This is a genomic window from Mesorhizobium sp. PAMC28654 (genome assembly GCF_020616515.1).
GTDB lineage: Bacteria > Pseudomonadota > Alphaproteobacteria > Rhizobiales > Rhizobiaceae > Mesorhizobium.
On record NZ_CP085135.1, the window covers coordinates 2,407,767 to 2,431,651 of the forward strand.

General features: G+C 64.8%; 20 protein-coding genes and 2 pseudogenes. 10 read left to right on the forward strand and 12 right to left on the reverse strand.

The features are described from left to right. Positions 1-2: 2 nt before the first annotated feature. Positions 3-725 (reverse strand): GntR family transcriptional regulator, encoded by a 723-nt coding sequence (locus tag LGH82_RS12110; protein WP_227348704.1) that lies wholly within the window; start codon positions 723-725, stop codon positions 3-5. Positions 726-842: 117 nt separating this feature from the next. On the opposite strand from LGH82_RS12110, the gene LGH82_RS12115 reads away from it, so the two are divergent. Genes LGH82_RS12115 through LGH82_RS12135 form a run of 5 tightly spaced genes read left to right on the forward strand, consistent with a single transcriptional unit; the run spans position 843 to position 5,605 of the window. Beyond that, entirely contained in the window at positions 843-1,640 is a 798-nt protein-coding gene (locus LGH82_RS12115) for an ABC transporter ATP-binding protein (protein WP_227348705.1), read from the forward strand. After that, on the forward strand, positions 1,637-2,419 hold the full coding sequence (locus tag LGH82_RS12120) for an ABC transporter ATP-binding protein (protein WP_227348706.1): 783 nt from the start codon (positions 1,637-1,639) through the stop codon (positions 2,417-2,419). Before LGH82_RS12115 ends, LGH82_RS12120 begins: the two co-directional genes overlap by 4 nt. Next, complete coding sequence (locus tag LGH82_RS12125; protein ID WP_227348707.1) at positions 2,416-3,324, forward strand: branched-chain amino acid ABC transporter permease; 909 nt, start codon at positions 2,416-2,418, stop codon at positions 3,322-3,324. Before LGH82_RS12120 ends, LGH82_RS12125 begins: the two co-directional genes overlap by 4 nt. Further along, a complete protein-coding gene (locus LGH82_RS12130; protein WP_227349560.1) occupies positions 3,321-4,301 on the forward strand; it encodes a branched-chain amino acid ABC transporter permease in 981 nt (326 codons plus the stop codon). The genes LGH82_RS12125 and LGH82_RS12130 overlap by 4 nt, the downstream gene beginning before the upstream one ends. 8 nt (positions 4,302-4,309) lie before the next feature. After that, positions 4,310-5,605 carry an NAD(P)/FAD-dependent oxidoreductase gene (locus tag LGH82_RS12135; protein ID WP_227348708.1) on the forward strand — a complete coding sequence of 432 codons (1,296 nt, stop codon included), beginning with the start codon at positions 4,310-4,312 and terminating at the stop codon, positions 5,603-5,605. A gap of 54 nt (positions 5,606-5,659) precedes the next feature. Here LGH82_RS12135 and LGH82_RS12140 read toward each other — a convergent pair whose 3' ends face one another. The 11 genes and pseudogenes from LGH82_RS12140 to LGH82_RS12190 form a co-directional block, all read right to left on the reverse strand. Further along, positions 5,660-6,352 carry an ABC transporter ATP-binding protein gene (locus tag LGH82_RS12140; protein ID WP_227348709.1) on the reverse strand — a complete coding sequence of 231 codons (693 nt, stop codon included), beginning with the start codon at positions 6,350-6,352 and terminating at the stop codon, positions 5,660-5,662. Next, positions 6,349-6,840 (reverse strand): annotated as a pseudogene (locus LGH82_RS12145) (branched-chain amino acid ABC transporter ATP-binding protein); the annotation flags it as partial. The pseudogene LGH82_RS12145 and the gene LGH82_RS12140, both read right to left, overlap by 4 nt. Before the next feature lie 38 nt (positions 6,841-6,878). Next, positions 6,879-8,029 (reverse strand): IS3 family transposase gene (locus LGH82_RS12150; protein WP_413771365.1). Its coding sequence is split into 2 segments (ribosomal slippage): positions 6,879-7,765 and positions 7,765-8,029, totalling 1,152 coding nucleotides; the frame shifts between segments, so codons are not numbered across the junction. A gap of 57 nt (positions 8,030-8,086) precedes the next feature. After that, positions 8,087-9,304 (reverse strand): annotated as a pseudogene (locus LGH82_RS12155) (ABC transporter permease subunit); the annotation flags it as partial. Beyond that, complete coding sequence (locus LGH82_RS12160) at positions 9,291-10,160, reverse strand: branched-chain amino acid ABC transporter permease (RefSeq protein ID WP_227348711.1); 870 nt, start codon at positions 10,158-10,160, stop codon at positions 9,291-9,293. The pseudogene LGH82_RS12155 and the gene LGH82_RS12160, both read right to left, overlap by 14 nt. A 242-nt stretch (positions 10,161-10,402) precedes the next feature. Further along, complete coding sequence (locus LGH82_RS12165; protein ID WP_227348712.1) at positions 10,403-11,587, reverse strand: ABC transporter substrate-binding protein; 1,185 nt, start codon at positions 11,585-11,587, stop codon at positions 10,403-10,405. Between the two features lie 38 nt (positions 11,588-11,625). Continuing rightward, positions 11,626-12,714, reverse strand: a complete 1,089-nt coding sequence (locus LGH82_RS12170) for a CobW family GTP-binding protein (RefSeq protein WP_227348713.1) — start codon at positions 12,712-12,714, stop codon at positions 11,626-11,628. Further along, positions 12,701-14,365: an amidohydrolase gene (locus tag LGH82_RS12175; RefSeq protein WP_227348714.1), complete on the reverse strand. Its 1,665-nt coding sequence runs from the start codon at positions 14,363-14,365 to the stop codon at positions 12,701-12,703. The genes LGH82_RS12170 and LGH82_RS12175 overlap by 14 nt, the downstream gene beginning before the upstream one ends. A gap of 77 nt (positions 14,366-14,442) precedes the next feature. Beyond that, positions 14,443-15,216: an SDR family NAD(P)-dependent oxidoreductase gene (locus tag LGH82_RS12180; protein ID WP_227348715.1), complete on the reverse strand. Its 774-nt coding sequence runs from the start codon at positions 15,214-15,216 to the stop codon at positions 14,443-14,445. Between the two features lie 26 nt (positions 15,217-15,242). Further along, complete coding sequence (locus LGH82_RS12185) at positions 15,243-16,040, reverse strand: SDR family oxidoreductase (protein WP_227348716.1); 798 nt, start codon at positions 16,038-16,040, stop codon at positions 15,243-15,245. A 3-nt stretch (positions 16,041-16,043) separates the two neighbouring features. Continuing rightward, the gene (locus LGH82_RS12190) at positions 16,044-17,438 is read right to left on the reverse strand and encodes a transaminase (protein ID WP_227348717.1); all 1,395 of its coding nucleotides are present in this window, start codon (positions 17,436-17,438) and stop codon (positions 16,044-16,046) included. Positions 17,439-17,601: 163 nt separating this feature from the next. Here LGH82_RS12190 and LGH82_RS12195 point away from each other — a divergent pair, with 163 nt between their 5' ends. The 5 genes from LGH82_RS12195 to LGH82_RS12215 all read left to right on the forward strand — a co-directional run bounded on the left by LGH82_RS12195 (position 17,602) and on the right by LGH82_RS12215 (position 23,736). Beyond that, positions 17,602-18,348 (forward strand): IclR family transcriptional regulator, encoded by a 747-nt coding sequence (locus LGH82_RS12195; RefSeq protein ID WP_227348718.1) that lies wholly within the window; start codon positions 17,602-17,604, stop codon positions 18,346-18,348. A 122-nt stretch (positions 18,349-18,470) separates the two neighbouring features. Further along, complete coding sequence (locus LGH82_RS12200; RefSeq protein ID WP_227348719.1) at positions 18,471-19,424, forward strand: helix-turn-helix domain-containing protein; 954 nt, start codon at positions 18,471-18,473, stop codon at positions 19,422-19,424. Between the two features lie 196 nt (positions 19,425-19,620). After that, on the forward strand, positions 19,621-20,082 hold the full coding sequence (locus tag LGH82_RS12205) for a (2Fe-2S)-binding protein (protein WP_227348720.1): 462 nt from the start codon (positions 19,621-19,623) through the stop codon (positions 20,080-20,082). A gap of 2 nt (positions 20,083-20,084) precedes the next feature. Beyond that, entirely contained in the window at positions 20,085-21,449 is a 1,365-nt protein-coding gene (locus LGH82_RS12210) for a c-type cytochrome (RefSeq protein ID WP_413771444.1), read from the forward strand. Next, entirely contained in the window at positions 21,442-23,736 is a 2,295-nt protein-coding gene (locus LGH82_RS12215; protein ID WP_227348721.1) for a xanthine dehydrogenase family protein molybdopterin-binding subunit, read from the forward strand. The genes LGH82_RS12210 and LGH82_RS12215 overlap by 8 nt, the downstream gene beginning before the upstream one ends. Positions 23,737-23,885 lie beyond the last annotated feature (149 nt).

Sequence of the window (23,885 nt, forward strand, 5' to 3'; positions counted from 1 at the left end):
ATTCAGTCCTTCGCGGATTGGAGTTTGTCGCGCAGGAAGGCGAAGGGGCGACTGATGTCAGCCACCAGCGCCTCGCGCGCGGCCTGCGCATCCTGCTTGGCGAGCGCCGCGACGATGCCACGGTGATAGTGGGCGGTATCGACCTCGCCGGCCTCGGAAAAGGCATAGATCGCAACGCGGATGCAGGGCCCGGACTGGAGCCAGAGGCTTTCGATCATCGGGATCAGCACGGCAGAACCGCAACAGCGGTAGATTTCGAAATGGAAGCTCTGGTTGAGCGTGGCTTCGCGATCGATGTCTTTCTTTTGCTTCAGCGCGCGCATCTCGTCCCACTCGCCGAGCAGGGCTTCGATGGACGCGATCTGGCGCGGGCTCATGCGCGTGGCGGCAAGCGCGATCGCTTCGCCCTCGATGAGGGAGCGGGCGCGCAAGAGGTCGTCCATACGCTCCAATGTGATCGGAGGCACCCTCACGGACCGGTTGGGAAGCGCCTCCAGCGCCTTTTCCGTGATCAGCCGCCCCAGCGCCTCGCGCACCGGCATCGTCGAGGTGACCAGCGCCTCGGCGAGACCACGGATGGTCAGGACCTGGCTTGGCTCGAAGAGGCCGCCGATCAATGCCCGGCGCAGTTCGGAATAGACACGGTCCTGCACTGTCTCGCGGCCGACCGGCGTGAGCTGGGCCGCGATCGACCCATTGTTCTTTTCGATGGCAGCCTTTTGCATTCCCGGCCCCGTTTTCGGCTTGCGGATGAAATTAAAGCCGATTAGCGTGATCAAAGCAAGTGTGATCACAGATCAAAAACACGAAGGCGGCAAAGACCGCTTCATCCAAAGGGATGCATGAGCGAGACGATCGAAGGAGGACTCCACGCGCCGGTTCTGACGGCGAAAAACGTCGTCCGGCGCTTTGGCGGGCTGGTCGCGGTCAACGATGTCTCATTCGAGGTCCGCCAGGGGGAGATACTCGGCCTCATCGGCCCGAACGGCGCCGGCAAGACCACGATGTTCGACCTGCTGGCCGGCAGTATTCTGCCGACCAGCGGCGAAATCCTCCTCAACGGCGTCAACGTGTCGGGCGAAGCCGCGCATCGCCGCATCGGCCGTGGCCTTGGCCGCACGTTCCAGATCCCCCGCCCCCTACCCAATCTGACGCTGATCGAGAACGTCGTGCTTGCCGCGCAGGGGCAATCCGGAGAGCGGCTGCTCGCCAACTTCGTCACACCTTGGCGGGTTGCCGCCGAGGAGAAAGCCGCCGAGACAAAGGCTTGCGAATTGCTCGAACTCGTCGCCCTTGCCCGTCTCGCCCACGAGCCGGCGCGCGTGTTGTCCGGCGGCCAGCGCAAGCTGCTTGAACTCGCCCGGGTGATGATGGCTGATCCGGCGATCATCCTGCTCGATGAGCCGGCGGCCGGCGTCAACGCAACACTGCTCGAAGTCATCATCGACCGTATCCGTGACATCAATGCCCGAGGCATCACCTTCCTGCTGATCGAGCACAACATCGACATGGTGACGCGGCTCTGCCACCGCGTCCTCGTCATGGCCGGCGGCCAGTTGCTCTGCGAAGGCACGGCCGATGAGGTGGCGCGCGATCCGCGCGTCATCGAGGCCTATCTCGGAGGGGCGGCAGCGGCATGAGCGAAACCGTCCTCGACGTCCGCGATCTCGTTGCTGGCTATGAGCCTGGCGTGCCGATCGTGCGCGGCGCGTCGATCACTGTCAGAAAGGGCGAGATCGTCGTCGTCCTCGGCCCCAACGGCGCCGGCAAGTCGAGCCTGATCAAGGCGATCGCCGGCCTTGTCCCGATCACCGGCGGCACCGTCCTTCTGGATGGCAAGGATATCACGGCGGCTCCCGCCCACATGATGGTCCGCCTCGGGCTTGCCTTCGTGCCGCAGACCGAAAACATCTTTCCGTTGATGTCGGTCGAGGACAATCTGAAGGTCGCCTGCGGCATCCTGAAGCCGCGCGATATCCCTGCCCGCATCGACGAAATGTACGAGGCTTTTCCCGATCTCGTGCGCCAGCGCAGGACCGCCGCCGGCAATTTGTCGGGCGGACAGCGGCAGATGCTCGCCGTGGCGCGGGCGTTGGTCGTGCACCCGAAGGTGCTCGTGCTTGACGAGCCTTCGGCCGGCCTGTCGCCGAAATTCGTGTCGATGGTCTTCGAAATGCTGGCTGGTATCCGCAAATCCGGCGTCACCATCCTCCTGGTCGAGCAGAACGCCAAGGCAGCACTTGCCATCGGCGATCGCGCTTACGTGCTGGTCGAGGGCAAGGACCGGCACGAAGGCGTTGCTTCCGAACTCTGGAACGATCCGGTGGTCGCCGAACTCTATCTTGGCCAACGCCGCCTCAACCCCGAAGCCCCGGAGTCTGAAAAAGCCCAGCACTTTGACAAAGGCGGCGAGGCATGAACCTGCAATTTGTCGTCGACGGACTGCTGACGGGGTCGATGATCGGCCTTGGCGCCATCGGCGTGACGCTCACCTATTCCATCCTGCGCTTCTCGAACTTCGCCCATGGCGACTTCATGGCCTGGGGCACCTATGCGACGCTCGCCGTCGTCAGCGCCATCGGCGCGGTGTTCGGCAAGGTTGCGCCCATCGCGCCGCTCTCCTTCGGCTGGCCGCTGATCGCGGCCGTCATCATCGGCATGGCGTTCACGGCGCTGCTGGCGCTGCTGCTCGACAAGGTCTTGTTCTCGCGGCTGCGGACGCAGGGGCAGGCGATCATCGTGGTGATGGCAAGCTTTGGCGCCTCGATGGCGCTCCGAAGCCTGCTCGAATTCATCTTCACCTCGCGTCCGACCTATTTCAGCCGTGCCATCCAGATCGCCATGCCGGTCGGCTGGGGTATCCGCATCACGCCAGACCAGATCGCCCTTCTGCTGCTCACCGCCGTCCTTGTGTTCGGCGTGCATATGCTGATGACGCGCACGCAGGCCGGCCGCTCCATGCAGGCGTTCAGCCAGAACGCGGCGCTGGCGCGTATCGTCGGCATCGACGTCGCACGCGTCGTTCGCATGACCTGGATCATCGGTGGGGCGCTGGCCTGCGTCGCCGGCGTCATGATCGGCATTCTCGTGCAGATCCGCCCGTTCATGGGTTTCGACATGCTGCTGCCAATGTTCGCGGCCGCCATCCTCGGCGGCATCGGCAGCATTCCAGGCGCCGTTCTCGGTGGCTTGATCATCGGCCTCGCGGAGGCTGGCGCGGTGCAGCTGATCGGCGCTGAATGGCGCGCCGCCGTCGCCTTCATCATCCTGATGGCGGTGCTGTTCGTGCGGCCTTTCGGCATCTTCGGCGTGAGGGAACGATAATGGATCTTCTCGGCTACGGAGCGTTCTTCCTGACGACCGCGCTGATGTTTTCGCTGATCACGCTCGGGCTCAATCTGCAGTGGGGGCTGACCGGCCTTTTCAATGTCGGCCTCGCCGGCTTCGTCGCGATCGGCGCCTACACTTCCGCTTTGTTGACCACGCCGGAAGACGTCGCCCGGCTGGGAGGCTTCGGCCTGCCGATCATCATCGGCTGGCTTGGCGCGATGATCGTTGGCGGCATCGCGGCCGCCATCACCGGCATGGCCACCCTGCGCCTGAGATCGGACTATCTGGCGATCACCACATTCGGCGTCGCCGTCGTCGTGCAACTCGTCGCGCTGAATGCCCAGAGGCTGACCGGCGGCCCCTTCGGCATCGGCTTCATCCCGCGCCCCTTCGGCGAGCTTGCCGAAACGCCCCTGCTGTTCAACCTGTCAAACCTTGCCGTGGTTTCGGCGGTGACGCTTATCGTCTATCTGGCGCTGGAACATCTGTCGCGCAGCCCTTGGGGGCGCGTGCTGAAGGCACTGCGCGAGGATGAACGGGCGGCGATATCGTTGGGCAAGAGCGCACGGTTCTACCGTGTCCAGGCCTTCGCCGTCGGCGGCGCGATCATGGCGCTGGCCGGTGCCTTGCAGGCGCATTTCATCGGCTTCATCGCACCCGACAATTACCTGCCGATCCTGACCTTCCAGGTCTGGGTGATGCTGATCGTCGGCGGCTCGGGCAGCAACAAGGGCGCCATCATCGGCAGCATCCTAGTCTGGGCGATATGGGCCGGATCCGGAGCCGTGACGAGCGTTCTGGTCCCTCCCGAGCAGCAAGCGCGCGCGGCGGCCCTGCAGATCGCCGCTATTGGTGTGATGCTGTGCGTCATTCTTCTGGTCAGGCCGGGCGGCCTTTTCGGCGACATGCCGCGACGCGCACGGTTCGGCAAAGCCGCGAAAGCGGTCGCGGGCGAAGGCACCGTCAAGTGACGCAAGACATGGCCGGTTCCAGAACGGATAGCCTATCGCTCTGGCATGCCGTCAGCCGTGAGCGCCGCAAGCGGCCTGCTCTCGCGGGTGCTCTCGATGTCGACCTGGCAATTGTCGGCGGTGGCTTTTCCGGCCTTTCGACGGCTTTGCATGCCGCCGAAAAAGGCCGCTCCGTCGCCGTTCTCGAAGCGGAGATCATCGCTTGGGGCGCAACCGGCAGAAATGCCGGCTTCGTCGTGCCGAACTTCGCCAGGATGGACCCCGTCAATATCATCGCTCAACTCGGTCCAGAACGCGGCGAGCGCCTGATCGATTTCGCCGCGGGCAGCGCCGACCTCGTCTTCGATCTGATCAAGCGGCACGGCATTGCGTGCGACGCGCTCCAGAACGGATGGATACAGCCGGCGCATTCCCCTTCTGCCCTGGAGAAGGTCAAGTCACGCGCCGACCAGTGGGCGCGGCGCGGCAGGCCGGCCGTCGCGCTGAACGAAGGGGAGACCGAGGCGCTGACGGGCGCGCGCGGGTACATCGGTGGTTGGATGGACCGCTCAGGCGGCGTCCTCAACCCGGTCGAATATGCTGGTGGTCTCGCCGACGCGGCGGAAAAGGCCGGCGCGCGGATATTCGAGCATTCGCGGGTCATGTCGATCGACAGGATAGCGGACGGCTGGATGCTGAAAACAGCGGCGGGATCGGTGCGCGCCGGAAAGGTGCTGATCGCCACCAACGCCTATGGCGGGCCGCTCAACCCGACGCTCGCGCGTACCTACTTTCCGCTGAAGGTTTTCCAGATCGCGACCGCGCCGCTGCCCAGCGCGATACGCAGCCGGCTGCTTCCCGGCGGGCAAGGCGTCGGCGACACCAGGCGCAACCTTTTCACCTTCCGCTTCGATAGCGCGAACCGGCTGATATCAGGCGGCATGCATGTCTTCGGCGCCGGCGCTGATGCGCGGGTGCCGCAGACGATCTGGCGGCGGCTTGGCAGGCATCTCGATTTGCCCGAACTGCCGCCACTCGAATATAGCTGGTCGGGAATGGCCGCCGTCGAACCCGACTTCCTGCCCCACCTCGTCGATCTCGGGCCAGGATTGATCGCGGGCTTTGCCTGCAATGGACGCGGCATCGCGATGACCACGGCCACGGGCAAGGTGCTGGCGGACTGGGCCGATGGCGCGAATGCCAGGGATTTGCCGCTTCCGTTCGCGCCGCCGTCGCCGATCCCGTTCCACGGCCTGCTACGGCACGCGCCAAACATGCTGCTGCCCTGGAGCATGCTGCGCGACCGGCTGGACGCGGCGGCATAGCTACCGAGGCATCCGCACAGCCAGGATGCGTCGATCGGTGCGAGCGGGGTCGCCCTATCCGCCGAGATAAAGCCGGTGCAGTTCGTCCGGCGACTTGAGCAGTTGCATGCAATCGCCGTCATGGACGACGCGGCCACGCCGCATCACATAGGCGCGGTTGCCGATCGAAAGGGCCAGTGCGGCGAACTGCTCGACCAGCAGCACCGCCAGGCCATTGTCGGCGAGCTTGCGCACGGCGCTCATCAGCCGCGTGACGATGACCGGCGCCAGCCCTGCCGACATCTCGTCGATGAGCAGCACCTTGGGCCGTGTCAGAAGCGCGCGTGCGATGACCAGCATCTGCTGCTCGCCGCCCGACAGAAGGCTGGCCTTGACCGTGCGGCGCTGCACCAGCTCCGGAAACAGCGCATAGGCCTCAGTGAGGTCGGACCCAGCGTGCAGACTGACCCTGAGGTTCTCCTCGGTGGTGAGTTGGCGGAACACAGTGCGCCCTTGCTCGACATGGGCCAGCCCTTCGCGCGAGCGCACGCCCGGCCGCGCTTTCTGGATCTCGCGGCCATCGATGGCAATCGAGCCGCCGGCAATCGGGATGATGCCCGACAGGCCTTCGAGCAGCGTCGTCTTGCCGGCACCGTTGGCGCCGAGCACCACACTGATGGCGCCACTTTCGACCGATATGTCGAGCGACGACACGACAGGCAGCTCGGCGCGGTTGATCGAGAGGTTGGAAACGATGAGCTTGCTCATGCCGCGACGCTCTCTTCCTCGATACCGAGATAGGCTTTTTTCACCGAACCCTGGTCGAGCACCTTGGCCGGTGGGCCGGACGCGATGACGCGGCCGAAGTCCAGCACGGTGACCTCCGAGCAAACCGTCCGCACCAGATCCATGTCGTGCTCGACCAGCAGCACCGCCGACCCGAACAGCTTTGGGATCTCGGCGATGCGTTGCCCGAGCCGGAATGTCTCCTCATGCGACTGGCCGGCCGCCGGCTCGTCGAGCAGCACCACGGCTGGACGCGCGGCGACCACGCCGGCGACATCGAGCAGGCGCCTGGTGCCGGCATCAACCGAGACCACCAGCGTGTCTGGATCGGGACAATCGAGCCAGCCGAGGATCGCCTTGGTCTCGCTCGCCGACAGGCCCTTGGCCGCCAGCGCCAGATAGCCGCCGACGGTGAGCTCCGGCGCGATGCGGTTGGTCTGCCAGGTCCGGCGCACACCCTCGCGGGCACGCAGATGGACTTGCTTCGGTAAAGTGGAGAGCGGGTTGCTCATTCGGCGGCGTTTCGCTCGAACTGCATCGGGCTGATGTAGTCGAGCGCGGAATGCCGCCGGATGGGATTGTAGAAGCCGTCGATATATCGGGCAATGGCGGCTTGGGCATCGGCGCGGGTAAGGAAAGAGGTGCGCCAGATCAGTTCAGTTTTCAGCGTCTTGAAGAATGTTTCGACCATGGCGTTATCAAAGCAATTGCCCTTGCCTGACATTGAGATGATGACGCCGGCGGCACGCAATTCGGCTTGGTAGTCGATAGAACAATATTGGCTGCCGCGGTCGGAGTGGTGAATGAGGCCGGGTTCCGGCTGCCGCATGACGAACGCCTTGTTGAGCGCTGCCAGAGCCAGGCTGCGGTGTAGCCGGTTGCCAGCAGCCCAGCCAACGACCTTGCGGGCAAACAGATCGATGACGACAGCAAGGTACAACCAGCCCTCCCGCGTCCAGATGTAGGAGATGTCGGCACCCCATTTCTGGTTGGGACCAGTGGCGGCAAAATCCTGGTCGATGACATTGGGGGCAACCGGAAAGGCGTGTTCGCTGTCCGTCGTGCGCTTGAACCGCCGCTTCTGTCTTGCCTGGAGGCCATTCTCCCGCATCAGACGCGCCGTTCGTCGCCGGCCAATGGCAAAGCCATTGTCTTGCAGTTCCCGCGTCATGCGCGGGCTACCATAGGTTCCGTTCGACAGCGCGAACGACGATCGCACATGCGCCAGCATTATCATGTCGTCGCGCTGCCGGCGGCACGCCGGCCGGCGCCCCCAGGCAAAGTAGCCGCTCGGGCTGACACCCAGCGTCGCGCACAAACGGTCCACAGGGAAATCCTTCTTCGCCTGGTCGATGAGCGCGAACCTCACCGACTTCCCTCCTTGACGAAAAAAGCCGTCGCCCGTTTCAAGATATCCCGCTCCTGCCGAAGGATTTCATTCTCCCGCCGCAGCCGTTTCAATTCAGCGGCGACATCAGCATCAGGCGGACGCCCAGGATCGCCCATCTCACGATCCAGCTGCCGACCCATCCATCGCGTCAGCGTCGAGAAACCAACACCAAGATCCTCCGCGATCTGCCGCTTCGTCCGACCGCTCGTTCGCACAAGGCCAACCGCCTCCGCCTTGAACGCATCCGTAAACTGTCTCTGTTTCGTCATCGAGGTCGCCTTTCATCAGAAGGAAACTCTCCACTTTTTCGGGGCAAGTCCAAGATGCGCGGGCATGCCTTCGAGCGGCTTGCCGCCCAGTTTGATGCTGCCCTCATAGCTCGACAAGAAGCCGGCGACGGCATCGATGAAGGTCGACTTGCCGGCGCCATTGGGGCCGATCAAGCCGGCGACGGTGCCGGCGGCAACCGTCAGGCTGACGCCGTCGAGCGCCACCACGCTGCCGTAGCGCACAGTCAGCTTGTCAATGCTGAGCGCCGGGCCGGCCGCGCGGCTTACCAGGGCGGGCAGATCGCCTGCCGGCGCCGATGCAGCCGCCTTCACGCGTGCCGGCAAAAGCTTGCGCAACTGCCGGCGAAAGGCCTCGCTCATCGTCTCGCCGGTCGACAGCGCCTGCGTGGCGCCGATGGCGAACAGTACATTGCCGATGTCCTGCGGCAGGTCGAGCCGGCGCAGGATTTCGGGGAACATGACGACCAGCAGCCCGCCGATGATGGCGCCTTCGGCGAAATGCGCGCCGGTCATCACCGCCACGGCGTAAAGTGACAGCGACTGCATCATGCTGAAATTCTCGGAGACCAGCGTGCCGAGATAGCCGGCGAGCAGGCCGCCGGAAATGCCGGCGATAAAGGCTGAGATGGCGAAGGCCGACAGCTTGGCGGTGGCGATGCTGACGCCGTGGGCTGCTGCCGCGCGCTCGGAATGGCGCACCGCCAGCCAGGAAGCGCCAAGCCGCGAGCGGCTGAGGATTTCGAGCGCGACTGCAATGGTGACGTAAAACAGCAGCACGAAGATGAAATAGCCCTCGTCGCTGTCGAACAGTTCCGGTCGCAGCACCTGCAGGAAATCGGTCTGGCCGGGATAAGTCATGGTCGCCAGGATGGTGTCGAAGGCGGTGGCGAAGGACAGCGTGACGATGGCGAGGTTGATGCCGCGTAGTCGCAGCGCCGGCAGGCCGATGGCGACGCCGAGCGGCACCGCCGCCAGCCCGCCGATGAGGATCCAGACAGGCAAGCCGCCCGGCGCTTCGGCAAGGTTAAGATAGCCGACTGTCCAGGCGCCCACGCCGGCAAACGACATCTGGCAGAGCGCGATCATGCCGGTGCGGCCGGCGACGAGGCCCAGGCTCTGCAACGCGACGCCGGTGATCAGCACCGAGGTGGCCAGGAACACCCAGTAGGACGGCAGCAGGCCGGCGATCACGCCGCCAAGGACGATCGCTGCGATGATGACTATCAGCGAGGCCTTCAGACTAGCGTGCTTCATCCCAACGGGCCTCCCGTTGCGACCAGAGCAGAACGGCGAGCACGACCAGGAACGGAATGGCGCTGCGGTACTGGCTGATGCTGTCGACCGAGCTTGCCATGCCTTCGACCAGCCCAAGCACGATGCCGCCGGCCAGCGTGCGCCAGAAGCTGCGGAACAGGCCGACAAGGGCCGCCGCCAGCGCCGGCACGACGAGCAGGCTGAGCGTCATGAAATTCGGCGAGCGCTGCGGCGCGATGATCATCAGCGCGAAGGTGGTGAAGGCGCCGGTCATGCCCCAGACCAGCAGCGACAGCAGCTGCACCCTGATGCCGAGCAGTTCGGCCGCCATCGGCCGGTCGGCCAGCGCGCGCAGATTGAGCCCGACCTTGGTGTTGTTGAGGAACAGGTCGGCAAGGATGGTGAACAGCGCCGCCAGCCCGATCGTCAGCACCGAGGCGATCGTCACCTCGACGCCGGCCATGCGGAAGGCGGAGCCTGGAAACAGTTCCGGCATGTTATGCGGATGCTGGCCCCCGGTCAGCCGAAGCCCGATGGCGATGATGCCGACCAGCAGCGCCACGGTGACCGCCGCCTTGGTCGAGGCGCTGGCCTCTCCGAACCACCGTGTCATGATGTAGCCAATAAGAACGCCGACCACCGTGCCGGCGGCGATGCCGGCCAGCACCAACGGCCAGATCGGAAAGCCGGCTTCATAGAGCACGATCAGCACGAAGGTTCCCGCCGTGCCGATCGCGGCGCCGGTGAAATTGACCACGGCGACCAGCCGGTAGGTGAAGACGGCGCAGACGCCGAGCAAGGCATAGGTACCTCCGGCTGCCAGTCCCGCCACGGCGGATGTGAGCAATGCGTTCATCAGATGTCCTGGTTGAAAAATGGTCCGCCACACTTTCGAAGTCGGCGCCGCCCCTCATTGCCCTGCCGGGCATTTCTCCCCGTGTAGAGACGGGGAGAAAGAGGCTGTCCGCAACGCCAGCACTCTTCCTGCGGCGTTGGTGGTTGGCGAAACCGTCGACGACAGCGCCCTTCTCCCCGTCACTATACGGGGAGAGGATGCCGGCAGGCAGGTGAGGGGCAGCGCCAACGCCGGAAAGACATTCACTTTACCTGCGGCAGCACGACCCAGTCCGGCGTCTCGACCGTCCAGGCGCCCTTTTCCAGCTTCATCACCTTGGTCGCCTGCATCGGCGAGTGGACCTTGGCCTTGCCGAAGACGTAAGCGCTGCCGGAAAGCGGATTGGTGATCGGCTGCATATCGTGCAGCGCCTTGGTCACGCTTTCGCGCGTCACCTCGCCGTCAATGGAAGCCACCACCTTGAGGAACAGCTGGGCGGCGAGATAGCCGCCTTGCGAGAAGGCGGTCAGCGGCCGGCCGGCCTTCTGCATGTCGGCCACCCATTGCGCGTTGGCGGCCGAGCTCTTCTCGGTAAAGGGCTCCCATTCGGTGCCGACATAGATCGGCTGTTTGGTGTCGGCGAGCGCCGAGGCGACCTGCTCGGTGTAGCCCGGCGCCAGGAACAGCCAGTTGATGCCGGTGATCTTCTGCGCATCGACCGTCTTGATCAGTTGCACAACCTGCGGTTCGACCTGGTTGGTCAGCACCGCGTCGCAGCCGGCGTCGCGCGCCTTGATGACATAGGGCGTCAGATCGCCCTGGAAGGGCAGTGTCAGGTCGATGAGATGGATCTTCTTGCCCGAGATCTTCTCCCAGTTCTCGATCGCCTTCTTGTAGGCCTCCTGGGTGCCGCCGATGATGATGAAGAAGGCGCACAGCTTCTGGCTCTTCAGCTGATTGGCGGCGTAGTAGGCCATGGCGGTGGAGAGCGTGTAGGGTCCGACATTGACCGGCGCCACATTGGGCGAGGAGAAGCAGGCGGCGTCGACGCCGAGGCCCTGCACCGAGAGGATCTTCTTGCGGCTGTAGGTGGCGGAATTGACCGCGCAGTCGAGCAGGCTGCCCGAACCAACCAGCGCCACCGCTTCCTTGTTGTCGATCAGGTCGCGCGCCGCCTGCGCGGCCACCGCCGGATCGGCCTTGTCGTCGGCGATGGTGTAATCGATCTTGCAGCCATTGATGCCGCCGGCGGCGTTGACGGCATCGAAGGCGGCCTTGGTCGCCTTCGGCACTTCACTGAAATCGGCGGGACCGGTGATGGTCGACACCGCGCCGACCTTGATCGTCCCGTCCTTGCAGGTCGGGCCGGCGGCAGAAGCCGTCCCGATCATCGCGCCAAGGCTTATGCCGGCAAGTGCTGTTGCGAATAGGCTGGATTTCCACTGCATGTCCTACACTCCCATTTTTTCTTCATGCATTTTCAAGTTCACGCGGCGTTGCGCACCGGCCGCTGGATGCTGGCGGCGTCGATGGCGGCGAACTTCGTCAATGTCCGCGCGATGGTCTCTCGCGCGATGTCGCGCACGATGAAGACCAGTCGCGTGCGCCGGTCGTCGGATGGCCACGCATCGAGCCGCACCGGCGGATGGAAGACATGCTGCACACCGTGCAGGACGAGCGGCCGCTCCGGCTCGTCGGTGACATTCACAAGGCCTTTCAACCGCAGCAGGTCCTCGCCCTTCAGCGCCGCGACATAATCGAGCCAACGGGCGAAGGCCGCCCACTCGATGGGTTCGTCGATGACGAAACTGTATGACTGGATGCCGTGATGGGCGTGGCCATGGTGATGGTGATGTTCGTGAGCGCAATCCGCGCCGCATTCATGGTCCGCGGCCGGTACGTCCAGCCAGGCAGCGACCCGGTCCGGATCGACCGCCGCGCCAAGGTGCTGGTTGTCCATGATGTCGAAATCCGGCTCGCCATTGTGCGCCAGGCTTTGCCTTGCTGCCGGCGCAAGATGAGCCAGCCGGTGTTGCAATTCGCCCAGAGCCTCCCCCGAAACCAGATCGGTCTTGGTGACCAGCAACCGGTCGGCGACCGCGACCTGCTTGGCCGCCTCCGCATGCCGGTCGAGCGTCGACCAGCCATTGACAGCATCGACGGTGGTGACGACGCCGGCGACAAAATAGCGGCCTGCGAGCTCCGGCTCGGCCATCAGCGTGTGCAGGATCGGGGCGGGATCGGCGAGGCCCGTCGTCTCGATGATGACGTGGGTGAGATCAGGCACCTCACCGGCACGACCGCGCCGGTCGAGCTCCTTCAGCGTCGCCACCAGATCGCCACGCACCGTGCAGCAGACGCAGCCATTGTCGAGCAGCGTGAATTGCTCTTCGCTCGCCTCGATCAGAAGATGGTCGAGCCCAATGGCGCCGAACTCGTTGATGATGACGGCCGCCCCGGCAAGCGACGGCCGACGCAACAAGCGGTTGAGCACCGTGGTCTTGCCCGAGCCGAGGAAGCCGGTGACGATCGTCACCGGAACAGGCGCATCGTGGCTGCCGTCAGGTCCGCTCATAGACGACCCTCCCCTCGAACCAGGTGGTCAGCACCTTGGTGTCGGCGATCTCATCGGAGGGCGTTTCCAATACGTTGCGGTCGAGCTTGATGAAGTCGGCCGACTTGCCGATCTCGATCGAGCCAACCGTGTCGGCCAGACCGATGGCGCGGGCCGAGTTGATGGTGAAGATCTCGAGCGCGGTGGCGACATCGAGCGCCTGCTCCGGCCACAGTGCCGCGCCCTTGAATTCACCGCTCGGGTTGCGGCGCGTCACCAGCCCCTCGATGCCATCCCAGGGATCGGGGTTGGGCATGACCGGCCAGTCGGAACCGCCGGCCAGCAGCGCGCCGGCCTCAAGCAGATCCTTGTTCGGCCAGAAGCGCAGCGCCCGCGCCTCGCCCATCGTCTGCTTGTGGCCTTCGAGAAAGCTCGTCGGATACCACAGGAAAGGCGAGAGATCGGCGGCAACGCCAAGCTCGGCGAAGCGGGCAATGTCGGCCGGCGCGATGTAGCTGGCGTGGGCGATGTGGTGGATCAGCTTCGTCGGGCCATTGAAGGAGCGCACGACATCGACGGCGTCGAGCGCCTGGCTGACGGCGGCATCGCCGGCGCAGTGGATCTTCACGCCGAGGCCGAGCTTTTCGCATTTGCCGACCCAGCGGATCAGCTCCGGCACGGTGACGATGGTCGAGCCGCGAAAGCAGCAGCCAAGGATCGGATCGTCCGTATAGGGCTCATGGAAGGCGGCGGTGCGGGCACCCGGCACACCGTCGAGGAACACCTTGACGAAGTCCGGCTTCGCATGAGCGCTGCGATACTTATCGCGCAGCGCGATCAGTTCGTCGCCGGCAATGCCGAACATGAAGGACGGCTCAACCGCCGGCATTGCCGACACCGACCAGGCGGTCAGCTCGCCGCGATCGTCGAGGCCTTTCAGCGCGGCGAGGATGGGCTGCATGGCGGCGGCGTCGAGGAAGGCGGTGACGCCGTAGGAATTGAGCGTGGCGATCGACCGCGCCATCGCCACCCGGTCCATCTCCTCGGTGTAGTGGCCAGACCGGGCGATGGTGCTTTCGACGATACCGGCAGCGGATTCGATCATCATGCCGCTCAGTGCACCGGTGGTGGGATCGCGGCCGATCGAGCCTTTTTCCGGATCGGGCGTCGCGGCTGAAACCCCGGCCAGGCGAAGTGCTTCCGAATTGATCCAGCGGTTATGATAAGTGTCGTCGCGCAGCATCACCGGCCGCCCCTGGCTGGCCTTGTCGAATGCCTCCAGCGCCTCCAGCGTGTTCAGCTTCGGGAGGAGGTCGCTGCCCCACTGGCCTCCGATGATCCATGAGTTTTCCGGTGCCTTGGCGGCCGCCTCCGCAACGCGCTGGAGCAGCGTCTCGAAGCTTGCGGTTGGAGGAAAGCGCAGTTCGAACAGCTCCGCCTGGCCGCCCATCATCAGATGCGCGTGCACGTCGACGATGCCGGGCATCAGCATGGCGCCCTTGAGGTCGACGATATCGGTCGCCGGCCCGGTCAGCCCGGCGACGGCGTCCGCCTCGCCCACCGCCACGATACGCCCGCCTTTGACGGCAACCGCCGTGGCCCATGGCCGCTTGCGATCCAGTGTGTAGATGCGGCCATTGGTGAGAACCAGGTCGGCACTTCTGTCAGGCATTTCGTCTTTCTCCTCCCTCGACGATCAGCCCGCGCCCAGCGGCGGCGGATCGGATGATTTCAATGGGTCCGTTTTCATCAGACCGCCCTGTTCTGCGTCGGTGCGCGGCCACCGCCATCGGCGACGAGCACGGCGCCGGTGACGAAGGAGGCATCATCGGATGCGAGAAACAGGCAGCAGGACGCGATCTCCGCCGGCTCGGCCACGCGCCTGAGCGCGATGCGGCCGGTCAGCGCGGCGAACTCTTCGTCGGGCGTCGAGCCGTTGACGGCCGCCGCCGCCTCCATCTCCTGCACGCTCATCGGCGTGCGCACCCAGCCCGGCGCCACCGCATTGGCGCGGATGCCGTCGGGGCCGTGCGCATAGGCCAGTGAGCGGGTGTAGGAGACGAGAGCGGCCTTGCTCGCCGAATAGGCGGCGTTCTGGCCGCTGGCGTTGAACGCGCCGACCGAGGCGATGTTGACGATCGAACCGCCACGCTGTTTCAGCAGCGGCAGTGCGGCGCGGCAGACCATCATGGCGCCCGTCACGTTGACGGCGAAGCTGCGGGCCCAAGTCTCGTCGCTCAGGCTCTCCGGTTCGTCGAGGATCATCAGTCCCGCCGCGTTGACGACGATGTCGAGCTGACCGCCGCAGGCGTCGATCGCACGCGCCACGTCGGCGGTGCTGGTGATATCGCCGCGCACGGCGGTGCCGCCGCTGGCTTGGGCGGCGCCGTCCAGCGTTTCGCCGCCAAGGCCGAAGACAACGATTTCGGCGCCGTGCCGCCCGAACAGTTCGGCGGTCGCCCGGCCCATGCCGGTGGCGGCGCCAGTGACCAGCGCCTTGCGGCCCGCGAGGCGGCGGTTCATTCCGGTCCCGCTCATTCCTGCCCTATTCACGCCAGCCCCCAGTGCCGCTCGACCGCGAATCCGGTTTCCGGCAAGGTCGAACCGCCATCGACGACCATCGTCTGCCCGGTCATGTATCCAGCCTGTTCCGAGGCGAGGTAGAGCATGGCGAAGGCGATATCGTCGGCCTCGCCGAGATGACCAACGGGGATGTGGCGGGCGAGCCGGTCGGCAATTTCCGGAGCGCTCATCTTGCCGCGACCAGGCTTTGCGATGAAGCCCGGCTCGACGCCGTTGACGGTGATGCCGTCACGCGCGAATTCGAAGGCAGCACCCCTTATGAAGGCGTTTACGCCCGCCTTGGCCGCCGAATAGTGGGCGCCGCCGGCCATGGCCACGCGGGCCGATACGGACGACGTGACGAGGATGCGGCCAAAGCCGTTCCGGCGCATGGCCGGAGCCGCCGCCTGGGCCAGCCAGAAGCAGGCCTTGAGGTTGAGCGACAACGCCTCTTCGAGCTTGTCCTCGTCCAGCTCGTCGATCGAGGCCCAGGGGCAGCCACCGGCATTGTGCACGACAATGTCGAGCCTGCCGGACTGATCAACGACATCGTGGACCAGGGCATGCACGGCGGTACGACCGAGGCCGTCGAGCGGAACAGAGCGCACGCTGAGCTTGCGGCCGGATAGCTCCGTTGCCAGCGCCTCCGAGACATCAACGGTGCGGTTGGCGATGACGACGGATGCCCCGGCTTCGGCGAAGCGGGTGGCGATCGCCGCACCGATGCCGCGCCCGCCGCCGGTTACCAATGCCACCTTGCCCGCGAGGTCGAAAGGTCGCGCCATCTCTCAGGCAACCCCCGCGTCGCGGATCAGGGCGATGAAGCGTTCGAAGACCTCGGTATGGCGATCGACATCGGCCGAAGTGGTCGCAGGGCACATCAGGAACATGGTGTGGAACGGCGTCACCAGAATACCTTCGTTCATGTAGAAGGCGTGCAGAAGCGTCTCGAGATCGCCGCGCCGGCTGGCGATGACCTCGGCGCCGTTTCTTGGCGGACGCGGCATGAACATGATCTCGGCGCGGGCGCCGATCTGTGTCACGTGCCAAGGCAGGCCGTTGGCTGCGATGATTCCGCGCGCGGCCTCGGCAAGCCGCGAGGCATTGCCGATCATCACTTCGAAATTGGCTGGCGTCAGCACCTCTTCCAGCACCGCGCGCATGGTGGCGACGGTGAGCGCGTTGCCGGCCAGCGTGCCGCCGATGCCGAGATGCGCCGACTGGCGCACACGCGGATTGACCATCGGCACGATCGCCCACAGCCGCTCGGCGATCTCCCGCGAAACACCGAAGATACCCGCCGGAATGCCGCCGGCGATGGCCTTTCCGGCCACGAGAATATCCGGCTCCAGGCCGTGCTCGGATGAATAACCGCCCGGACCGCTGGAGATCGTGTGCGTCTCGTCGATGATCAGCACGGTGCCGGTGCGACGGGTGATCTCGCGCAGTGCCGCGTGGAAGCCGTCCGCGACCGGGATCATGCCGAAATTGGTCATCAGCGGTTCGGTCAGCACGCAGGCGACGTCGCCATGCGAAAGCGCCTCCTCGAGCGCCGCCACATCATTGAACTCAACCACCCTGGAGACGGCTGAATGGTCGACGCCATTGGGATGGATCATGTTGCGCATGCCGATGCGGCCGTCACGGATCTCGACATGCGCCTCCTCGACGCCGCCATGATAGCAGCCCGAGAAGACCAGCACCTTGTCGCGACCGGTGATCATGCGGGCAATGCGGATGGCGCCGCGATTGGCGTCGGTCGCCGAAGTGGTGAACGTCCAATAGGGCAGACCAAAGCGCCGCTGCAGCTCGGCGCCGACCCAGAGGCTGTCCTCGGTGGGAAGCATCATCGTCGTGCCATTCTGCAACTGGTGCAGCGCGGCCCGGGTGACCGCTTCCGGTGCGTGGCCGCACATGCCGCCGGTGTCGCCAAGGGCGAAGTCGATGTAGTCGTGCCCGTCGATGTCGCGGATATGGGCGCCCTTCGCTTCGGCGGGATAGACCGGAAAACCGCCGGCCCAGCGCCGCATCCAGTGCGACGGTGCCCCATAGAGGAAATGCTGCTTGCCTTCTTCCCAGGCCGCGGCCGAACGCGGATGCGTCAACCGGAAGCGCTGCTGCTCGCGGTCGAGCAGGTCGCTGATTGTTACGGGATCCGTGTCTTTTCTGCTGGCAGCCGTCACGGCGCAAACTCTCCCTTGTGCGCCATCGCTCATGGGGCGCGAAAATCTGGTTCCCAACACGGTTCATTATTTGAACCGGTGTTTTGTATGTTATAGGCAGACTGCAAGGTGGATCTTCCCCTGTCAAGTTAATTCACACGCGAAGTATCTCGGAGAATTCAGGATGAGCACGGTAGGCAAGGCGATTTCATTGCTGGAACTGTTCACGCTGGCGGAACCGGAAATCGGCCTCTCCGATCTTGCCCGCAAGGCCGGCCTCGACAAGGCCACGGCCAGGCGGCTGCTTGTGTCACTTGCCGACCATCGCCTCATCGAGCAGGAGCCGGCAAGCCGCCGCTACCGCCTCGGCGCCGGGCTGTCGCGGCTTGCCCGTATCCGCGACGCGCACTTCCCCTTTGTCCGCGTCGCCGCGCCCATCGTGCGAGAGCTCTCCGTAGAAACCGGCGAGACCGTGCACCTGTCGGAATTCAGTGCCGGCGCCCTGCTGACGGTGCATGTTGAACTCTCGGCAAGGGCCAACCGCGTCAATGTCGATGTCGGCCAAGTGCTGCCGCTGCACGGCACCGCGTCCGGCATCGCCTTCCTCGGCTTCTCGCGCACGGAGACGGTTGACGCCTATCTCGACAAGCCGCTGGAAGCGTTCACCGCGCATACGGTCACGAGGCGCGACAGGCTCATGGAGGCGATACGGCTTGCGGCATCGCGCGGCTATTCGCGCAGCGCCCAGGGCTATGAAGAAGGCGTGCACAGCATCGCCGCGCCCATCCTCGGCGCGGATGGCTACCCGCTCGGAACTCTCGCCGTGGCCTCGCCGGTCTCGCGCGTCGACGATGCGATGGCGGCCAGCCAAGGTCAAGCAGCGGCAAAGGCGGCGCGCTTGATTTCCGCCCAGCTCAACGGCGAGCCATGACAGTTATTCAGCCGTTGCGAGGAAGATGATTAGCATGTTAACTTCCCGCCATATCCATCGAGGGCATTGCCCTTGCGCCGCAATCCCGCGACAAGACGGGAGGTTGTTTGGAGGAGGAACCAATGCAGGCCGCCGCCCATCATGTAAGCGTCGCCGACGGCGAAGCTTTCCTGTCCACATCACGCATGCTGTTCGGCCCGATCACCCAGCGCTTCTCGCGGGGCGCGGTGCCATCGATACCGAAGCTGGTCTCCGTCAACCTTGGCGCCTGCAGGTTGTCCGAGATCAAGGCCAACGCGCATCTGGTCGTCAACGACCGCCTGTTCTGGCGCAGTTTCGACCCCGATGCGATCAAGATCCTGATGCAGATCAGCGGTCGCAGCCGCTTCGAGCAGCAGCAGGTCGCGGTCGATCTCGGTCCCCAATCGGCGATCATCTACGACCCGGTGCGCAGCTATTCCTTCCAGAACCTCAGCGATGTCGACCAGCTCATCCTGCAGGTACCGCGCTCGACCTTCTGCGACGACACGCTCGCCCGCCTTTCGGCGCCGATGCCGCTGCCCGGCAATGACGACAGCCTGACGCATATCGTGTCCGGCCTCATGCAGATGGCGATTGGCGAGGCGCATCGGCTTGACGAAGCCGGGTGCCGGCGTGTCGGCGAAAGCCTGATCCAGCTCGTCAACGGCCTGATCCGCAACAAGCCGATGGCGGCGGAATTTCGCCGTACGCCGCTCGAAGCCCTGCGCGAGCGGATCGTCGCCTATATCGACGCCAATCTGGCGCGCAGCAACCTCTCGGCCGAGGACATCGCACGCCACATGGGCTGCTCTCGGCGCTATCTGCACCGCGCCTTCGAGGGTGAAGGCATGACACTCGAACGCTTCGTCTGGGACCGGCGGCTGGAACGCAGCAAGGAAGAACTGATGTCGCCGGCGCGGGCCTCGGCCTCGATCTCGGAAATCGCGTTTGCCTGCGGCTTCAATTCAAGCGCGCACTTCTCTCGCGCCTTCAAGAGCAAGTATGATGTCGCGCCTCGCGAGTTGCGGGAGAGACTGCGGGCGGTGGTGCACTAGAGACCGCAAATCGAACGCGCGTGCCCGGTTGTTCGCGGCTTTTTCGATAATCCTTCCAGTTTGCCGATCGTTCGGAGCAGCCGGCAGCGATGCCCTGAATGTGAACGGACGGTCCCTACTGGTGGACATTCGGTCCCCTATCTGACGATGAAATTCGGTTGATGCGTCGATTTCATCGTCAGGCAGGGATGGAGACATGCTCACTCTCACAATCAACGGACAATCGCTGGATGTCGATGTGCCGGAGGAGATGCCGCTTCTCTGGGTGCTGCGCGACCATCTCAATCTGGTTGGCACCAAATATGGCTGCGGCATCGCCCAATGCGGCGTCTGCACGGTGCATGTAGGTGGCAAGCCGGTGCGTTCCTGCCAACTGACCATTGGCGATGTCGGCACCCGCGCTGTCGTCACCATCGAAGGGATTGGCAAGACACCCAATGGCGCCAAGGTGCAGCAGGCCTGGATGGAAGTCGCGGTGCCGCAATGCGGCTACTGCCAGGCCGGCCAGATCATGTCGGCGACGGCGCTGCTGGACAGCAATCCCCAGCCTGACGATGCCGACATCGACGCGGCCATGGCCGGCAATCTCTGCCGCTGCGGGACCTACATCCGCATCCGCCGTGCGATCAAGAACGCCGCAGCCGCCAAATCGACCTGACCATGAAGAAAATCATCGGCATCGTCATTGCGGTCATTGTCGTCGTCGCGCTTGGTTTCGCTGGATGGCTCGTTCTCGGCCGCAATCCGATGTCCTTTGCCGGCGGCTCGACCGTGGCGCTGGCGGATTACCATGGCGCCGATGTCACCGGTGTTCCCGCTGAGCTTGCCAGCGCCGATCCGGTGAAGCGCGGCGAATATCTCACCCATGCCGCGGATTGCCAGGCCTGCCACACCGCTCCGGGCGGCGCGCCCTTCGCGGGCGGCTTCGCCTTCAACATGCCGTTCGGCACGATCTATTCCACCAACATCACACCGGACAAGCAAACCGGCATCGGCGATTATACCGACGCCCAGTTCCTGGCGGCCGTGCACAAGGGCATTCGCGCCGACGGCGAAAAGCTCTATCCCGCCATGCCCTACAGCTCCTATGCCTACATGACGGACGCCGACGCGCTGGCTATCAAGACCTATCTGTTCACGCTGGCGCCCGTCCATGCCCCAGCCAGGCAAGACCAGCTTTCCTGGCCCTTCAGCCAGCGCGGCCTGATGGCTATGTGGAACGTCATGTTCAATGCCGACGAACGTTTCCGTCCCAACACCAGCCAGACGCCGCAATGGAACCGAGGCGCCTATCTTGCCGAGGCGATGGGCCATTGCGGCGAATGCCATACACCGCGCAACCTTGCCTATGCGCTGGACAATCACAGCAAATTCGCGGGCGCCCTTACAGCAGGCTGGCGCGCCTACAACATCACCAGCGACAATGATTCCGGCATCGGCGACTGGAGTGATGACGATGTCTATCTCTATCTTTCCACCGGTCATGCCAACGGTCATGGCGGCGCGGCTGGCCCGATGGGTGAAGCCACGGACGACAGCCTGAGCTATCTCGTCCCGGACGACACCCATGCCCTGGTGGCCTATCTGCGCAGCATACCCGGCCATGCGAGCGACCTGCCGCGCACGGTCACGACGGCGGCGCCGGCGTCGTACAAGGAGGGCATGGTGGCGGATGCCAATTCCCGCGGCGAAAAGATCTTCGCCGGCGCCTGCGCCAGCTGCCACGGCTGGACCGGCGTGAGCCCGGTCACCGGCTACGCCACGCTGACCGGCGTGCGCGCGGTCAACGATCCCAGCGCCACCAACGTGGCGCAGACGGTCATCAATGGCGTCAACCGCAAGACGGCCGAGGGCCCGATCTTCATGCCGGCCTTCGGCGAGGGCTATTCCGACGACGACATAGCGGCCGTGGCCAACTACGTCACCGCCCGGTTCGGTGCCAAAGGCGCTGATATGACAGGCAAGGATGTGGCCGATCTGCACAAGCAGGCGAAGCAGCAATCCAAGGAGGCTCCCAATGGCTGACACCCACTTTGCCCAGTCCGATGCCTATCTCTCGGCGCTGATACGCGAGGTCCGTTCGGTACCGCCGGCCAGTGCGTCGCTGACCATGGGACGGCGTACCTTCTTCAAGCTGGCCGGTGCTGGCGCCGCGGGGCTGGTGCTGGGCTTCCACCTTGGAGATGCAGCGTTCGCGGCCGAGACGGCGAATGTCGATACGGCCGATGTCAAGGACCAGGCGATGAACGCCTTCATCCGCATCGCTCCCGACAACACGATCACCATCTATTCCAAATGCCCGGAGATCGGCCAGGGCATCAAGACCTCCTTCGGCGTGATCATTGCCGACGAACTCGATGCCGACTGGAACCATGTCGTGATGGAGCAGGCCGACATCAATCCTAAAATCTATGGCAGCCAGGGCGCGGGCGGTTCGACCTCCATCCCGCATGCCTGGGACCAGTTGCGCCAGGCCGGCGCCGGCGCCAAGGCGATGCTGGTCGCCGCCGCCGCCGGGCAATGGGCCGTGGACCCCTTGCAGATCACCGCCAGGGATTCGGTCCTGACCCATGCCGCCAGCGGCAGGTCCGCGACCTATGGCTCGCTTGCCGCCATGGCGGCGAAAATGCCAGTACCTGATCCCAAAGCCCTGAAGCTGAAGACCCGCGCCGAATACCGCCTGATCGGCAAGCGCTATCGCGGCGTCGACGACCCCAAGGTCGTCACCGGCCAGCCGCTGTTCGGCATCGATGTTCAGCTTCCCGGCATGGTCTATGCCACCTACACCAAATGTCCGGCGGCGGGCGGCAAGGTCAAATCCTTCAATGTGGACGAGATCAAGGCTGAGCGTGGTGTGCTCGACGCCTTCGCCGTGGACGGCACCGGCATGATGGTCGAAGTGATGCCGGGCGTGGCCATCATTGCCCACGACACCTGGAGCGCCTTCCAGGCCAAGGACAAGCTTCAGGTGGATTGGGACCTGAGCGCGGCGTCGAACGATTCAACGTCGCAATTCTCGGCTGAGGCCGGCAAGCTGGCGGCCAGTTTCCCGCAAAAGCCCGACGACAATGTCGGTGACGTGGACAAGGCCTTCGCCAATGCCGCCAAGACCGTGGAGGCCTATTACGAATATCCCTTCGTCGCCCATGTGCCACTGGAGCCGATGAACACCACGGCGCACTGGCATGACGGGGTGATGGAAATGTGGGTGCCCACGCAGCAGCCCGATCGCGGCTTGCCGCTGGTCGCGAAGGCGGCTGGCATTGCGCCGGAAAAAGTCGTGATGCACCAGACGCGCGTCGGCGGTGGCTTCGGTCGGCGCCTGGTCAATGACTATGCCTGCGAGGCCGCGGCCATCGCCACGAGGGTCAACGCCCCGGTCAAGCTGCAATGGACGCGGGAAGACGATTTCGCCCATGATTTCTACCGGCCCGCCGGCTATCACCAGTTCAAGGGCGCGATCGACAAAGCTGGCAGGCTCGACGCCTGGCAGGAACATTTCATCACCTTCACCGCCGACGGCAAGAAGGAAGCCTCGGGTGCCAACCTTACCGACAATCTGAGATATTCGATCAAGGCGCCCAATTTGCGCCGCGCCAAGACCATGCTGCCGTTGAGGATTCCCACCGGCGCCTGGCGCGCGCCGGGCGACAATGCCCAGGTCTTCGCCGCGCAAGGCTTCATGCATGAACTGTCGCTCGCGTCTGGCCGCGACCATGTCGAGCTCCTTCTCGATGCGGTGAACCGCGACGTGCCCGAACTGGTGCCCAAGGACAAGAGCGTCAACTTCAGCCCCAAGCGGGCCACCGACGTCATCAAGATGTGCGCCGACAAGGCAGGCTGGGGCAAGATGCTCCCCAAAGGCAGCGGGCTGGGCCTGGCCTGGTGCTATTCGCATGCCGGCCATGTCGCGCAGGCGGTCGAGCTCAGCGTGGACGCCAACAAGCGGATCAAGATCGCGCGCATCGTGGTGGTGCTCGATGTCGGCCCCATAATCGACATGGCCGGCTCCGAAGCTCAGGCGCAGGGCGCGTCCACCGACGCTCTCTCCACCGCCATGGGTCTCAAGATCAACTTCGAAAACGGCCGGATCCAGGAGCAGAACTACAATGCCTATCCGATCCTGCGCATGCCCTTCGCGCCAATGACGATCGATCCCTATTTCATCCAGTCGGACAATCCGCCGACCGGAATGGGCGAACCCGCCTTCCCTGCGCTGGCGCCAGCACTCGGCAACGCCATATTCGCCGCCACCGGAGAGCGGGTGCGCCGACTGCCGCTGCGCGATCTCGGCTACTCGCTGGGAGTTTGAAAGATCGGCGCATGTTCGACCGCATGGGCCTTGGCGCCGGCCCATGGCGCGCGGCAGCCTGTTGGCCGAGGACATCGCGCCACATGGGCCGCTCGCGCCGCTATCTGGACCGTGGTGGCCACTATTCATGGCCCGATAGCCGTCATTCG

Excerpts from the sequence above, each read along its gene's own strand:
- LGH82_RS12140 (WP_227348709.1), bottom strand. The coding sequence starts at position 6,352 with ATGAGCAAGCTCATCGTTTCCAACCTCTCGATCAACCGCGCCGAGCTG.
- LGH82_RS12110 (WP_227348704.1), bottom strand. The coding sequence starts at position 725 with ATGCAAAAGGCTGCCATCGAAAAGAACAATGGGTCGATCGCGGCCCAG.
- LGH82_RS12180 (WP_227348715.1), bottom strand. The coding sequence starts at position 15,216 with ATGAACCGCCGCCTCGCGGGCCGCAAGGCGCTGGTCACTGGCGCCGCC.
- LGH82_RS12170 (WP_227348713.1), bottom strand. The coding sequence starts at position 12,714 with ATGAGCGGACCTGACGGCAGCCACGATGCGCCTGTTCCGGTGACGATC.
- LGH82_RS12160 (WP_227348711.1), bottom strand. The coding sequence starts at position 10,160 with ATGAACGCATTGCTCACATCCGCCGTGGCGGGACTGGCAGCCGGAGGT.
- LGH82_RS12205 (WP_227348720.1), top strand. The coding sequence starts at position 19,621 with ATGCTCACTCTCACAATCAACGGACAATCGCTGGATGTCGATGTGCCG.
- LGH82_RS12115 (WP_227348705.1), top strand. The coding sequence starts at position 843 with ATGAGCGAGACGATCGAAGGAGGACTCCACGCGCCGGTTCTGACGGCG.
- LGH82_RS12135 (WP_227348708.1), top strand. The coding sequence starts at position 4,310 with ATGGCCGGTTCCAGAACGGATAGCCTATCGCTCTGGCATGCCGTCAGC.
- LGH82_RS12200 (WP_227348719.1), top strand. The coding sequence starts at position 18,471 with ATGCAGGCCGCCGCCCATCATGTAAGCGTCGCCGACGGCGAAGCTTTC.
- LGH82_RS12215 (WP_227348721.1), top strand. The coding sequence starts at position 21,442 with ATGGCTGACACCCACTTTGCCCAGTCCGATGCCTATCTCTCGGCGCTG.
- LGH82_RS12185 (WP_227348716.1), bottom strand. The coding sequence starts at position 16,040 with ATGGCGCGACCTTTCGACCTCGCGGGCAAGGTGGCATTGGTAACCGGC.
- LGH82_RS12125 (WP_227348707.1), top strand. The coding sequence starts at position 2,416 with ATGAACCTGCAATTTGTCGTCGACGGACTGCTGACGGGGTCGATGATC.
- LGH82_RS12210 (WP_413771444.1), top strand. The coding sequence starts at position 20,085 with ATGAAGAAAATCATCGGCATCGTCATTGCGGTCATTGTCGTCGTCGCG.
- LGH82_RS12195 (WP_227348718.1), top strand. The coding sequence starts at position 17,602 with ATGAGCACGGTAGGCAAGGCGATTTCATTGCTGGAACTGTTCACGCTG.
- LGH82_RS12165 (WP_227348712.1), bottom strand. The coding sequence starts at position 11,587 with ATGCAGTGGAAATCCAGCCTATTCGCAACAGCACTTGCCGGCATAAGC.
- LGH82_RS12120 (WP_227348706.1), top strand. The coding sequence starts at position 1,637 with ATGAGCGAAACCGTCCTCGACGTCCGCGATCTCGTTGCTGGCTATGAG.
- LGH82_RS12175 (WP_227348714.1), bottom strand. The coding sequence starts at position 14,365 with ATGCCTGACAGAAGTGCCGACCTGGTTCTCACCAATGGCCGCATCTAC.